General features: G+C 47.9%; 15 protein-coding genes. 11 read left to right on the top strand and 4 right to left on the bottom strand.

Annotation, left to right across the window (positions count from 1 at the left end; genetic code table 11):
• Positions 1–12 precede the first annotated feature (12 nt).
• Complete coding sequence (locus tag J3U76_RS00840; protein WP_208003773.1) at positions 13–177, top strand: hypothetical protein; 165 nt, start codon at positions 13–15, stop codon at positions 175–177.
• 310 nt (positions 178–487) lie between these two features.
• Here J3U76_RS00840 and yaaA read toward each other — a convergent pair whose 3' ends face one another.
• Genes yaaA through J3U76_RS00855 form a run of 3 tightly spaced genes read right to left on the bottom strand, consistent with a single transcriptional unit; the run spans position 488 to position 3,484 of the window.
• Positions 488–1,261, bottom strand: a complete 774-nt coding sequence (yaaA, locus tag J3U76_RS00845) for a peroxide stress protein YaaA (protein WP_208003774.1) — start codon at positions 1,259–1,261, stop codon at positions 488–490.
• A gap of 57 nt (positions 1,262–1,318) precedes the next feature.
• Positions 1,319–2,434, bottom strand: coding sequence for a PilT/PilU family type 4a pilus ATPase (locus J3U76_RS00850; protein ID WP_208003775.1), 1,116 nt, complete (start codon positions 2,432–2,434; stop codon positions 1,319–1,321).
• 15 nt (positions 2,435–2,449) lie between these two features.
• The gene (locus J3U76_RS00855) at positions 2,450–3,484 is read right to left on the bottom strand and encodes a type IV pilus twitching motility protein PilT (protein WP_208003776.1); all 1,035 of its coding nucleotides are present in this window, start codon (positions 3,482–3,484) and stop codon (positions 2,450–2,452) included.
• Between the two features lie 35 nt (positions 3,485–3,519).
• Here J3U76_RS00855 and J3U76_RS00860 point away from each other — a divergent pair, with 35 nt between their 5' ends.
• The 10 genes from J3U76_RS00860 to mutT all read left to right on the top strand — a co-directional run bounded on the left by J3U76_RS00860 (position 3,520) and on the right by mutT (position 9,665).
• Positions 3,520–4,212, top strand: coding sequence for a YggS family pyridoxal phosphate-dependent enzyme (locus J3U76_RS00860; RefSeq protein WP_208003777.1), 693 nt, complete (start codon positions 3,520–3,522; stop codon positions 4,210–4,212).
• 28 nt (positions 4,213–4,240) lie between these two features.
• Positions 4,241–5,062, top strand: a complete 822-nt coding sequence (gene proC / locus J3U76_RS00865; RefSeq protein WP_208003889.1) for a pyrroline-5-carboxylate reductase — start codon at positions 4,241–4,243, stop codon at positions 5,060–5,062.
• 9 nt (positions 5,063–5,071) lie between these two features.
• The gene (locus tag J3U76_RS00870) at positions 5,072–5,623 is read left to right on the top strand and encodes a YggT family protein (protein ID WP_208003778.1); all 552 of its coding nucleotides are present in this window, start codon (positions 5,072–5,074) and stop codon (positions 5,621–5,623) included.
• A gap of 12 nt (positions 5,624–5,635) precedes the next feature.
• Positions 5,636–5,950, top strand: coding sequence for a DUF167 family protein (locus J3U76_RS00875; RefSeq protein WP_208003779.1), 315 nt, complete (start codon positions 5,636–5,638; stop codon positions 5,948–5,950).
• Positions 5,951–6,006: 56 nt separating this feature from the next.
• Complete coding sequence (locus tag J3U76_RS00880) at positions 6,007–6,432, top strand: DUF4426 domain-containing protein (RefSeq protein WP_208003780.1); 426 nt, start codon at positions 6,007–6,009, stop codon at positions 6,430–6,432.
• Positions 6,433–6,529: 97 nt separating this feature from the next.
• Positions 6,530–7,150: an XTP/dITP diphosphatase gene (locus J3U76_RS00885; protein WP_208003781.1), complete on the top strand. Its 621-nt coding sequence runs from the start codon at positions 6,530–6,532 to the stop codon at positions 7,148–7,150.
• Positions 7,147–8,292, top strand: a complete 1,146-nt coding sequence (gene hemW, locus J3U76_RS00890) for a radical SAM family heme chaperone HemW (protein WP_208003890.1) — start codon at positions 7,147–7,149, stop codon at positions 8,290–8,292. The genes J3U76_RS00885 and hemW overlap by 4 nt, the downstream gene beginning before the upstream one ends.
• Positions 8,293–8,342: 50 nt before the next feature.
• Complete coding sequence (gene zapD / locus J3U76_RS00895) at positions 8,343–9,077, top strand: cell division protein ZapD (protein ID WP_208003782.1); 735 nt, start codon at positions 8,343–8,345, stop codon at positions 9,075–9,077.
• Complete coding sequence (gene yacG / locus J3U76_RS00900; protein WP_208003783.1) at positions 9,074–9,265, top strand: DNA gyrase inhibitor YacG; 192 nt, start codon at positions 9,074–9,076, stop codon at positions 9,263–9,265. The genes zapD and yacG overlap by 4 nt, the downstream gene beginning before the upstream one ends.
• The gene (gene mutT / locus J3U76_RS00905) at positions 9,255–9,665 is read left to right on the top strand and encodes an 8-oxo-dGTP diphosphatase MutT (protein WP_208003784.1); all 411 of its coding nucleotides are present in this window, start codon (positions 9,255–9,257) and stop codon (positions 9,663–9,665) included. The genes yacG and mutT overlap by 11 nt, the downstream gene beginning before the upstream one ends.
• Before the next feature lie 633 nt (positions 9,666–10,298).
• On the opposite strand, the gene parC is transcribed toward mutT, so the two are convergent.
• Positions 10,299–12,581 carry a DNA topoisomerase IV subunit A gene (gene parC / locus J3U76_RS00910; RefSeq protein ID WP_208003785.1) on the bottom strand — a complete coding sequence of 761 codons (2,283 nt, stop codon included), beginning with the start codon at positions 12,579–12,581 and terminating at the stop codon, positions 10,299–10,301.
• Between the last annotated feature and the right edge of the window lie 13 nt (positions 12,582–12,594).

A 12,594-nucleotide genomic window follows, 5' to 3' on the forward strand; every position in this document is an offset into this window, starting at 1 on the left:
ATTGGTGGCGTTATGTTACTTAAATATTACTCAGGCATGGAGCGGCGGCAACGACAAAGGCGGCAGATTTTAGATAGACGAGATTTATTACGCTGGCCGCCCGACGAGCAAGACCGCCGCATACTCGCCCATGGACGACGCAAAATAGATAATGCGAAAAGCATGTGGGATCAGTAACGTTTTTCGCCTTCAGTCATAAAAAAAACCGGCCTATTAAGACCGGTCAAAAGTGTGAAGAAAGAGAGAGTCTTCAAATTCAGTAAGCACACTGATTAAGAGCATAGCCGGGCCGAAAGGTTCCGGCTTTTTTTGTTTTTATTGCATAACCATGAAAGTGACCGCAGCCCAGGTATAAAAAAACCGGCCCATTAGGACCGGTCAAAAGAGGAAGAAGAGAGAGTCTTCAAATTCAGTAAGCACATAAGTAGGAGTACAACAAAGCCGTAAGGTTCATACTTTTTTGCTTTTTTTAATCGCGGCCAAAACGCTATTGCTCTTCGCGCTTAAACACCAGCTCAGTCGCACTCGACTCCGCTTCAACAAAGTAATAGCCCGCAGTATCAAAGTCGGTCAGCTGACTCACCTCTGTAAGTTGATGCTGAATAATATAACGGGCCATCATGCCTCTAGCCTTTTTGGCATAGAAGCTAATCACCTTATATTGACCATTCTTACAATCTTTAAAGATAGGGGTAATAATTTGCCCCTCGAGCCGCTTGGGCAGTACTGCCTTAAAGTACTCATTAGAAGCGAGGTTGATCAACACATTATCGCCCTGTGCCGCTAACGCAGCATTGAGCTTATCGGTAATAATATTTCCCCAGAAGGCATACAAGTCTTTGCCACGCTCATTCTCAAGCTTGGTACCCATTTCTAGGCGGTAAGGCTGCATTAAATCGAGCGGGCGCAATAACCCATATAATCCCGACAGCATACGAAAATGATCTTGAGCAAAGGCAAAATCGTCTTGGGTTAAGGTCTCGGCATCTAGCCCTGTATACACATCGCCCTTAAACGCTAATAAGGCTTGCTTGGCATTCTCTGGAGTAAAGTTAGGCTGCCAGTCGGCAAAACGAGCGGCATTTAACCCTGCCAACTTATCGCTAATTTTCATCAGCTTACCAATATCTGCCGGGCTAAGCGCTCGCGCTCGCTCAATCAGTAATGCCGCTTCGCTTAATAGCTCAGGCTGTGTGTAATCACTCACCACAGGCGGTGTATCGTAATCGAGCGTTTTAGCAGGTGAGACAACAATTAGCATGCATTACCTCTACATTGTTATAAAAAAGCGCTTAGTGTTTAAAGATAAGCCCTTGGGTTAATCAGATTCAATAGTCACATTATCAAGTAAGCCTGCATCTAGCCCTTGATTGCCGCCTTGCAGCTTGATCATTAAACGTAGATCGTTCGGGGAGTCGGCATAGGCCAAGGCTTCGCTGTAACCAATATGATGTTGGGTATATAAATCAAACAAGGCCTGATCGAAGGTTTGCATCCCTTGCTCTCGTGACTTACTCATGACTTCTTTTAAACGATGCATTTCACCTTGGCGTATTAAATCTGCCATTAGGGGAGTGTTTAGCAATACTTCAAACGCCGCTCGGCGCTTACCGCCATCTTGAGTAGGAATCAACTGCTGTGCCACTATGGCTTTTAGGTTAAAGGATAAATCAAACTGTAATTGACGGTGCTTACTTTCTGGCACCAAGTGCATGATCCTATCGATCGCCTGGTTGGCATTATTGGCATGCAAGGTCGCCATACATAAATGCCCAGTTTCGGCAAAGGCTAAGGCATAGCCCATGGTTTCTTCTGAGCGTATTTCACCAATCAAAATCACATTAGGGGCTTGGCGTAGCGAGCTTTTAAGTGCCGCTTCAAAGGATTCAGTATCTATGCCCACTTCACGTTGCGTAATAATGGAGCGGTCGTGCTGGTGCACAAACTCCACCGGATCTTCAATGGTCAATATATGATCATCAGCATGACGATTTCGATGACCAATCATGGCCGCTTGGGTGGTCGACTTACCGGTACCCGTGCCCCCCACAAATAACACCAGTCCCCGCTTGGCCATGGCAATCTCACGCAAACTGTCGGGCAAGTAGAGTTCTTCAAAAGAGGGAATTTTACTTTCGATGCGGCGAATAACCATGCCCGCTTTTTCTTGCTGCCAAAATGCACTAACCCGAAAACGCCCATATTGCTGATCACTAATGGCAAAGTTGGCCTCTTTGTCATGATGAAAGTGCTGATAGCCCTCTTTGGTTAAGCAAGAGTTAACCAAAGCCAGAGAGTCTTCAGCTGTTAGCTTATGCTCACCAACCGGCACTAGGGTGCCATGACTTTTTATCATGGGCGGCACACCCACAGAAATATATAAATCCGATGCCTGCTGCTCTACCATGGCCTGCAATAACGGCGTTAATTGCATTAGGGTCTCCCGTTATTAAATATTTTGCGGATCCGTCGCTTTTAAGCGTGCCTCTGCCGCTGTCACTATGCCGCTATTTACCAGTGTTTTTAAACATTGATCAATAGTTTGCATACCATGCGCCATACCGGTTTGAATAACTGAGTACATTTGCGCCACTTTATCTTCGCGAATTAAGTTACGAATGGCCGGCGTCCCTAACATAATTTCGTGTGCCGCTACGCGTCCCCCGCCCTCTTTTCGTAATAGTGTTTGTGAAATAACTGCGCGCAGCGACTCTGAGAGCATGGATCTTACCATGTCTTTTTCCGCCCCAGGAAACACATCCACAATACGGTCTATGGTTTTGGCCGCCGACGAGGTGTGCAAGGTGGCAAACACCAAGTGCCCGGTTTCTGCAGCCGTTAGCGCTAAGCGAATGGTTTCTAAATCTCTCAGCTCCCCCACCAAAATAATATCGGGATCTTCCCGTAGCGATGAGCGCAGCGCTTGACTAAAAGAGTGCGTATCTCTGTGTACTTCACGCTGGTTGACCAAACACTTTTTATTGGCGTGTACAAACTCAATCGGATCTTCAATAGTCAGGATATGCTTATTATAATTCTCATTAATATGATCAACCATAGCGGCAAGCGTGGTCGATTTACCTGAACCTGTGGGGCCTGTGACTAGTACTAACCCTCGCTGATATTCAGCGATACGTCGAAAGATTTCAGGCCCACCGAGTTGATCTAAACTCAGCACTTCACTGGGGATCACCCGAAATACCGCAGCCGCTCCTCGCGCTTGGTGATAGGCGTTAACACGAAAGCGCGCCAAGTCAGGCAGCTCAAAAGAAAAATCCACTTCTAGATTATCTTCCAGCTCTTTACGCTGGCGATCATTCATAATGTCGTACACCAAACGGTGCACTTCTTGATGCTCTAGCACGGGCAAGTTAATTTTACGTACTTCACCGTCTACACGTATTTGTGGCGATACACCCGCTGATAGGTGCAGATCCGAGGCGTTATGCTTTACACTAAAGGCCAATAATTCCGTAATGTCCATTAATCTCTCCCTGCAGCACTTGGTTTATTACTCATATGAATACTATCTTACAACAGCTGCACTTAGTGCACGACCGAATATCTAATGCGGCTATATCCTGTGATCGCCATCCCGATACCGTACAATTACTCGCGGTCAGCAAAACCAAACCTGCCGCGGGTGTACTCACCGCTTATCAAGCTGGCCAGCGTCAGTTTGGTGAGAATTATGTACAAGAAGCACTTGATAAAATAGCCAGCTTACGCGCCGATTGCCCCGATATTGTCTGGCATTTAATTGGCCCTTTGCAGTCTAATAAAACCAAACCCGTGGCCGAGGCCTTCGACTGGGTGCAAAGTGTTAGTCGCCTTAAAATTGCCGAGCGTCTCAGTGCACAGCGCCCTGAACATTTGCCCGCGCTTAATATTTGTTTACAGGTCAATATTAGCCAAGAAGCCAGCAAGTCAGGTTTATCTATTACTGAAGCTGAAGTCTTAGCGGCTGACATCGCCAAACTCCCTAGATTATGCTTACGGGGCATTATGGCGATACCTGAAGCCACTGATGATAACGAAAAACTCAGTGCGCAATTAGTAGAGTTACGACAACTGTTTGATAGAATGGCAGAAAAACATCCCACAATAGATACCTTGTCTATGGGAATGAGTAACGATCTCGAACTCGCAGTAGCCTGTGGCAGCACCCTAGTGCGGGTGGGCACGGCTATTTTTGGCTCTCGCAACGTGTGAGTAATCAGTAATGGACCCTCAGTCTGTAATAGAAGAAAAAAAACTGGCCTTTATTGGGGCGGGGAATATGTCGCGCAGCCTTATCTCTGGGCTAATACAAGCAGGCTATCCCGCTCATTTGATTATGGCAACAAACCCTTCAATAAGTAAGCTTGAGAAATTAGCGGCTGATTTTGGTATTCATATCAGCCAAGATAATGGCCAGGCTCTTGAGTGGGCTCAAGCAGTAGTGTTGGCCGTTAAGCCACAAATGATGGCGAGCATGTTGGCTGATTTACAAGCACAAGGAGCCAAGCTTGATAATACCTTGCTGATCTCCATTGCGGCTGGTATTAATGTGGCACGTTTACAAGAAATGACTGGGCAAACGCGCATTATTCGTACCATGCCCAATACTCCTTCCTTGCTGGGCTTGGGCATGACCGGCTTATATGCTCGCCCCAACATTAGTCAAGGCGATCGCGATTATGCCGAGCATATGATGCAAGCTGTGGGTAAAACATTATGGGTGGATGAAGAAGACGGCATTAACCATATTATTGCCGCTGCGGGCAGCGCTCCTGCCTATTTTTTCTTGTTTATGGAAGCCATGGCAGCACACGCAATTCAGTCTGGCTTTAGCGAGCAAGACGCACGCCTCTTAGTACAGCAAACCGCCCTAGGTGCCGCCAATATGGTGGTCGCAAATCCTGATACGGGACTGGGCGAGCTCAGGGCTCAAGTGACCTCTAAAGGGGGCACTACGGCCCAAGCCATTGCGCACTTTCAAGAGCAAGGCCTAGAACACTTGGTTGCCAATGCCATGACTGCCGCCGTAACACGCGCCCGCGAACTAGAAACTCAGCTCTAAGGAACCTTGATGAATACCGCTTACTTTCTTATTAATACGATATGTAACCTTTACCTAATGATAGTGCTGATGCGAATCTGGTTACAGCTGGCGAGAGCCGACTTTTATAACCCAGTTAGCCAGTTTGTCGTTAAAGCCACCAACCCCGTTCTTAAGCCCTTACGTCGCGTTATTCCTGGCTTTTTTGGCATTGATATGGCCGCGGTATTATTGGCAATATTAGTAGCCACCCTAAAGCTGGTGCTGTTTAAAGCATTACATATCATGGATGCTAGCTGGGGCACCATGTTGTTGGTGGGGGCACTAAGTGTACTAAAAACCGCCGGTACCATGCTGTTTTGGGTGATGATTGTTCGCGCCCTTCTTAGCTGGGTCAGCCAAGGCAATAACCCCATTGAATATTTACTCTTTCAATTAACCGAGCCATTGCTTGCCCCAATTCGCCGCATTATTCCAGCCATGGGCGGCTTGGACTTGTCTATGTTAGTGGCCTTTATTATTTTGCAGGTACTTAACTTTTTAATGGGCGATTTAATTGGCCCTTTATGGTGGCAGCTGTAACGCTGAGCCTGTATGTCTGAGCCCATAAAATCGGCTGTGCGTTTAGTGCAAGATACCTTGTATTTAAGTCTGTATGTACAAACTAAAACAAGCCGTGACCGTATCGTCACCATGGTGGGAGACGAGTTAAAAGTTGCCATTACCGCTCCCCCTGTCGATGGCAAGGCTAACGCACACCTTTTAAAATGGCTGGCAAAACAGTGCAAAGTCGCACCATCTCAGGTGCAATTGCTATCGGGCCATAACAGTCGACATAAGCGCGTAGTAATTCATTCACCGCAAAATATTCCAGCCACACTAAGTGAATATTTGCCTAAATCTACCTAAACTTACGTTGACTCGCCCCTTCATTCATTTCGTCACACACCAATAAGGGATATATGATGTTTAAACACATAGTCACCACCTTACTGTTGAGCTTGGGCTTAGCGCTATCAAGCCAAGCTCATGCTGAACAAACAACCATAGGTAGCTGGACTGTACATTACAACGCCCTGCCCTCTACCTTTTTAACACCAGACGTAGCCCGTGCTAATCGCATTGAGCGTAGCCGCTACAATGGCCTATTAAATATTGCGGTATTAGATGAAAACGGCAAAGCGGTGCAAGTGAACTTAACCGGCAACGGAAAAACCTTGTTAGGCACAGAGCGCGCGTTAGAATTTCAGACCATACGTGAAGGGGACGCTATTTATTACATTGCTCAATATCCCTACCGTAATGAAGACAATGTGTTGTTTACCATCGATATTAGCGGCCCCAAACAGGGTGGCGAACTGTCTTTTAGACACACCTTTTATACGGATTAATCACACCCTACGGGCAGCGTTAAGCCGTAAGCTATCAGCGGTCAGTTACCACATACCGAAGGCGGCTAAATCTAGTGCACACAGAAATGAGACAATCATGAGTCAAAAGATAGTATTAGCCTCAGGCAATGCCAAAAAAATAGCTGAATTACAGAGCCTACTGGGTGAGCTTAATCTTACCGTCATTGCGCAAAGCGAATTCGCCGTTATAGACGCAGAAGAAACCGGCACCACTTTTGTAGAAAACGCCATTATAAAAGCCCGCCATGCCGCCAGTATCACCGGCTTACCAGCCATTGCCGATGACTCAGGTATTAGTGTGCGTGCACTCGATGGTCGCCCAGGGGTGTATTCGGCTCGCTTTGCCGGTGAACAAGCCACCGATCAACAAAACCTTGAGTTATTATTAAGCCAGCTTGAGGGAGTGCCTAGTGAGCAGCGCCAAGCCACTTTTTGGTGTGTATTGGTATTAATGCGCCACGCCCAGGATCCCACGCCACTCATTTGCACAGGCACTTGGGAGGGAGGCATCACCACTCACCCCCAAGGTGGCCAAGGGTTTGGTTACGATCCCATTTTTTGGGTCGCAGAGATGAATAAAACCGCCGCTGAGTTAACGGCGGCTGAAAAAAATAGCCTAAGCCACAGAGGAAAAGCCTTGCGCCAGCTACAAGCTTTGCTGCAAGCACACCCCCTATACCTAACTGAGTCTGTATAATGCACCTTCCTCCACTGAGTCTTTATGTGCATATTCCTTGGTGCGTGCAAAAATGCCCCTATTGCGACTTTAATTCTCATACCCTAAAAGAGGCAATTCCGGAGCAGGCTTATATTGCCGCCTTGTTAGAGGATTTACGCCAAGACCTGCACTTTGTTCAAGGCCGAGCGTTGCACAGTATTTTTATTGGCGGTGGCACCCCAAGCCTGATGAGCCCTGAGGCGATCGCGCGCTTATTAGCTGGAATAGCAGCCTTAATTCCATTTCAGCCAGAGATGGAAATCACACTAGAAGCCAACCCAGGCACAGTGGAGGCTGGGCGTTTTGCCGGCTTTAAAGCCGCGGGCGTTAATCGTATTTCGATTGGCATTCAAAGCTTCCAGCCAGAAAAGCTCACCCGCTTAGGCCGTATTCACGACCCTGAGCAAGCGCGTTTTGCCGCCCAAGAAGCGGCGAATGTCGGCCTAACCAGCTTTAACGTGGATTTAATGCACGGCTTACCCGATCAAAGCCTAAATGATGCTTTATCTGATTTGGAGCAGGCAATAGCATTAGCGCCGCCCCATTTATCTTGGTATCAGCTGACCATTGAAGCTAATACGCCTTTTGCTTCGCGCCCACCCACTCTGCCTGAAGATGACACCTTGGCTGATATTTATGACCAAGGGCATGCCTTATTATTAGCCAATGGTTATCAGCAATATGAAGTGTCGGCCTACGCTAAGCCTGGCTTTGAGGCACAACATAACCTTAATTATTGGCGCTTTGGCGACTACTTGGGCATTGGCTGTGGTGCTCATGGCAAAATTACGCTACCACTAGAAAATAAGCTGGTGCGCACCGTTAAGGTAAAACACCCTAAAGGTTACTTAGAAGCCGACCGACCTTATTTAGATCAGTATTGGGCCATTGCCGAGCAAGATCTGTCGCTGGAATACTTTATGAATCGACTGCGCTTGTTCGAGCCTATTCCCAAACAAGACTTTACGCAGCGCACTGGCCTGTCGCTCACGCGGCTGCAAGCGCCACTGGCAGAGGCATTGCGCCTAACACTGCTCGAAGAAACAGAGCAGCATTGGCAAGTTACGCCATTAGGCCGGCGCTTTTTAAACCGCCTACTCGATTTGTTTATTACCGACTGATACAGGTAACATTGTACTTATTGTCGCCTTTAATTTCGGGCCGGAGCCTTATGTCATCACTGGTTTACGAATATCCACTAAACGAAAAATGTCGCAATTACTTGCGCCTTAATGATTTATTACAGCAAATAAAACAATGTCGCAGCCTCACCGCCCAAGGCCAAACAACAGCCTTGTTTAAGGCCTTGTTAGATATTATTGAGTTACTAGAGCGTTGCGATATTCGCACCGATCTGGCCAAAGACTTAACCGTGCAAAAAGAGAAGCTGGCGGCGTGGGCAACAGTGCCAGGCATAGATGCCAGTGCTCTAAATCAATTAGAGCAACAACTGGCCGACTTAAGTCAGCAACTGCCTAAATCGCCTCGTTTTGGCCAACAGTTGCGAGAAGATAAATTACTGTCTGCTGTGCGCAGTCGATTTGCCATTCCCGGCGGCCTATGCGCATTTGATGTGCCACAACTGCATTACTGGCTGCATCAGTCTAAAGCCTGCCAGCAACAAGATATTGATGCTTGGCTGGCGCAGCTGCAACTATTGCAACAAGGGTTAGAATTACAGCTCACCTTATGGCGTGAAGTGGGTCAATTTCAAACCCTGCGCGCTCATAATGGTTTTTTTCAAGACGATGCAGCTAACACCCATATTATCCGGTTACGCCTGTCGGCCGATCAGGCCATTTACCCGGTGGTAAGTGGTAATAAATACCGTTATACCATTCGTTTTATGCCGGTCGATAACAGTGAAATCGGTCATGTAGACTTTGAATTGGCGAATATCAAATGAATACACCTCTTAGCGTATCCTGCCCCACTTGTAACACTTCTGTATTGTGGGGAGAACAAAGCCCCTTTCGTCCCTTTTGCAGCAAACGCTGCCAGTTGATTGATTTAGGCGAATGGGCCGATGAAGAAAAACGCATTCCCGGCCAACCCGCTTGGTTACCCGATCAGGATAATGAAAATGAATACTGAGACTAAAAAAACAGTGCTAGTGGCGGTGGGAGTGATTGAGAATGCCACCGGCGATATTTTTATCTGTCGTCGTGGTGCTAGCCAGCATCAAGCTAATAAGTGGGAGTTTCCTGGGGGCAAGGTAGAAGCGGGCGAAACCGTTGAACAAGCCCTAACCCGAGAGCTGGCCGAAGAAGTCGGCATAACGGTAGAGCGCTGCCAGCCGTTGATGCAATTAGAGCATGACTATGGTGATAAACAAGTTAAGCTTGCGATTCATAAAGTTACCGCTTTTAGTGGCGAGCCACGGGGGCTGGAAGGCCAACCCAGCCGCTGGGTACCCGTTAGCAAGTTGGCTCAATACGACTTCCCTGAAGCTAATGGGCCAATTGTTGAAAAACTAACAGCGCCCGGCGCCTAACACCAAGCGCCCACCTAAAGACGGCTGCCGTTTTTAGCTTTATGCCGTCTTACCAGGCTCACCCCGGTATCTCGCACTTAAGTACTAAAAATCTAAAGCGAGATCCTGACCTTGGTCAGGAAGACGGCTTAAACCCAAACACCCTCTTTTGTAGGATCCAATTCATTGGACCAAAACCTTGGCACGGCCTAAAAGAGGTCGAATGAATTCGACCCTACGAAAAACCCGAACGACTTCTCTTGGTCATTGCGAGGAGTGCAACGACGCGGCAATCCAGGCCCTTCGGGCAGCTGTCAGCTTTAAGCCGCCAGCTATCAGACAAACAAAAAACAAACCGACCGCAGAGCGGCCATAAGCCAACAAACAGACGCTGGTTGAGTGTTAAGTGGACTGACAGCTTACCGCTGATAGCTGACGGCTTTCTTTTAGTTATACGCTGAGCGCCTGACGAAAAAACAAAACCAGTGCTTTTTTGTTTTGATCTTTTGTAGGGTCCAATTCATTGGACCAAAACCTTGGCACGGCCTAAAAGAGGTCGAATGAATTCGACCCTACAAAACACCAAGCGCCCGCCAATAAAAAAGACATCCGGATATGAGCCTGGATGCCTTTTTGTTTGGTTCGATATTGAGTTTAGCTGGGTGCTTGGTGCTCGGCGCTCGGTGCTGCCTGTTCTACTTCCAAACTATCAACCCGTTGTAAACCGCGCGGTAATAAAGCGCCACGGCGACCGCGCTCACCTTGATAATGCGCAAGATCAGTAGGCTTAAGGGTCAGTTTACGTTTACCCGCATATAAGGTCACACTCGCATCAAGTGGCACAACGGTTAAGTGCTTAATAAAATCTTCTCGGGCCTGTACCTTGGCCCCCGTAATACCAATGATCTTATTGCCCTTACCTTTGCTTAGCAATGGCAATTCAGTCAACGGGAATAACAGCATACGGCCTTCATTGGTTACCGCTAAACATTGGCTACTTTCACGCTGCTCGATAGGAACCGGGTTTAGTACTAAGCCGCCTTTAGGCACGGTGAGCAGGGCTTTACCGTTTTTGTTACGACTCAGCATATCGGCAAAGCGCCCCACAAAACCGTAACCGGCATCAGAGGCGATTAAGAATAACCGCTCATCTTCGCCCATTAATACAAAGCTGGGTTGCTCGCCTGGGCTTAAACTACAACGGCCACTCAAGGGGTCGCCCTGCCCTCGTGCCGAGGGCAAGCTATGGGCATCTTGGCCGTAGGCACGCCCGATATTAGATAAGAACACCGCCATTTGATTACTGCGCCCACTGGCGGCAGATAAAAAACTATCCCCCGCACGGTAGCTAAGGCTGGCACCATCCACATCATGGCCTTTGGCGGAACGCACCCAGCCTTTTTCTGACAATACTATGGTTACCGGCTCACTAGGAAGCAACTCTTTCTCGCTGAGCGCTTTGGCTTCAGAGCGCTCAACAAGCGGCGAGCGTCTATCATCACCAAATTTGTCGGCATCAGCTAAAATTTCTTTTTTAATCAGCGTACTTAAACGACGCTCAGAGCCCAGTATTAGCGCTAACTTATCACGTTCACTGGCCAGCTCATCTTGCTCACCACGGATTTTCATTTCTTCTAACTTGGCGAGGTGGCGCAGTTTAAGCTCTAAAATAGATTCTGCTTGAGTCTCTGTTAAGTCAAAGTGGGACATTAATACTGGTTTGGGTTCATCTTCGCGGCGAATAATCTCGATCACTTCATCGATATTCAAAAAAGCGATCAGTAAGCCCGCTAAAATATGCAGCCGCGCTTCCACTTTATCTAAACGGTGCTGCAAGCGGTTGCGTACGGTCTCACGACGAAAGCTCAGCCATTCGGCTAAAATCATATCGAGACTTTTCACTTGTGGCTTATTATTTAGCCCCAGCATATTAAGATTAACGCGATAGCTTTTCTCGAGATCTGTACTGGCAAATAAATGCTGCATGAGCTGATCAATATCCACGCGATTAGAGCGGGGAATGATCACTAAACGGGTGGGGTTTTCATGATCCGCTTCATCGCGCAAATCTGCCACCATGGGCAGTTTTTTGGCCTGCATTTGTGCCGCTATTTGCTCAAGGATTTTGCCGCTACTGGCTTGATGCGGCAAAGCCGTGATCACAATATCGCCCTGCTCCATTTCGTACACGGCACGCATCTTAATGCTGCCACGTCCGGTTTCATACAGCTTTTGAATATCGGCGCGCGGCGTAATAATTTCGGCATCGGTTGGGTAGTCTGGCCCTTGTATATGCTGCATTAAATCAGCCACACCAGCCTTAGGCTGCTCTAATAAATGCACGCAGGCTGTAGCTAGCTCTCTTAAATTATGGGGCGGAATATCCGTGGCCATACCCACGGCTATGCCTGTCACCCCATTCATTAAAATATGCGGTAAACGCGCCGGCAGCATACCGGGTTCTTTCATGGTGCCATCAAAGTTTGGGATCCACTCAACCGTGCCTTGGCCCAACTCAGATAACAACAGCTCGGCATAGCGCGACAAACGAGCTTCGGTATAACGCATGGCAGCAAAAGATTTAGGATCGTCTGGCGCCCCCCAGTTACCTTGGCCGTCTACTAATGGGTAGCGATACGAAAAAGGCTGGGCCATTAACACCATGGCTTCGTAACAAGCCGAGTCACCGTGCGGGTGGTATTTACCCAGTACATCACCGACGGTACGGGCAGACTTTTTATGTTTAGACTGCGCCGATAACCCCAGCTCGCTCATGGCATAAATAATGCGCCGTTGCACCGGTTTAAGACCATCGCCAATGTGCGGCAGGGCCCGGTCCATGATCACGTACATGGAGTAGTTAAGGTAGGCCTGCTCAGTAAAGGTGTGCATGGGCAGGTGCTCTACACCTTCCATGGTAAAATCATTAGTACTCATTAAATGTCTTTCC

It is taken from the genome of Oceanisphaera pacifica (genome assembly GCF_017498065.1).
Lineage (GTDB): Bacteria > Pseudomonadota > Gammaproteobacteria > Enterobacterales > Aeromonadaceae > Oceanimonas > Oceanimonas pacifica.

Excerpts from the sequence above, each read along its gene's own strand:
- zapD (WP_208003782.1), top strand. The coding sequence starts at position 8,343 with ATGTCATCACTGGTTTACGAATATCCACTAAACGAAAAATGTCGCAAT.
- yaaA (WP_208003774.1), bottom strand. The coding sequence starts at position 1,261 with ATGCTAATTGTTGTCTCACCTGCTAAAACGCTCGATTACGATACACCG.
- yacG (WP_208003783.1), top strand. The coding sequence starts at position 9,074 with ATGAATACACCTCTTAGCGTATCCTGCCCCACTTGTAACACTTCTGTA.
- J3U76_RS00880 (WP_208003780.1), top strand. The coding sequence starts at position 6,007 with ATGTTTAAACACATAGTCACCACCTTACTGTTGAGCTTGGGCTTAGCG.
- J3U76_RS00875 (WP_208003779.1), top strand. The coding sequence starts at position 5,636 with ATGTCTGAGCCCATAAAATCGGCTGTGCGTTTAGTGCAAGATACCTTG.
- J3U76_RS00840 (WP_208003773.1), top strand. The coding sequence starts at position 13 with ATGTTACTTAAATATTACTCAGGCATGGAGCGGCGGCAACGACAAAGG.
- J3U76_RS00885 (WP_208003781.1), top strand. The coding sequence starts at position 6,530 with ATGAGTCAAAAGATAGTATTAGCCTCAGGCAATGCCAAAAAAATAGCT.
- mutT (WP_208003784.1), top strand. The coding sequence starts at position 9,255 with ATGAATACTGAGACTAAAAAAACAGTGCTAGTGGCGGTGGGAGTGATT.
- J3U76_RS00860 (WP_208003777.1), top strand. The coding sequence starts at position 3,520 with ATGAATACTATCTTACAACAGCTGCACTTAGTGCACGACCGAATATCT.
- J3U76_RS00850 (WP_208003775.1), bottom strand. The coding sequence starts at position 2,434 with ATGCAATTAACGCCGTTATTGCAGGCCATGGTAGAGCAGCAGGCATCG.
- J3U76_RS00870 (WP_208003778.1), top strand. The coding sequence starts at position 5,072 with ATGAATACCGCTTACTTTCTTATTAATACGATATGTAACCTTTACCTA.
- J3U76_RS00855 (WP_208003776.1), bottom strand. The coding sequence starts at position 3,484 with ATGGACATTACGGAATTATTGGCCTTTAGTGTAAAGCATAACGCCTCG.
- parC (WP_208003785.1), bottom strand. The coding sequence starts at position 12,581 with ATGAGTACTAATGATTTTACCATGGAAGGTGTAGAGCACCTGCCCATG.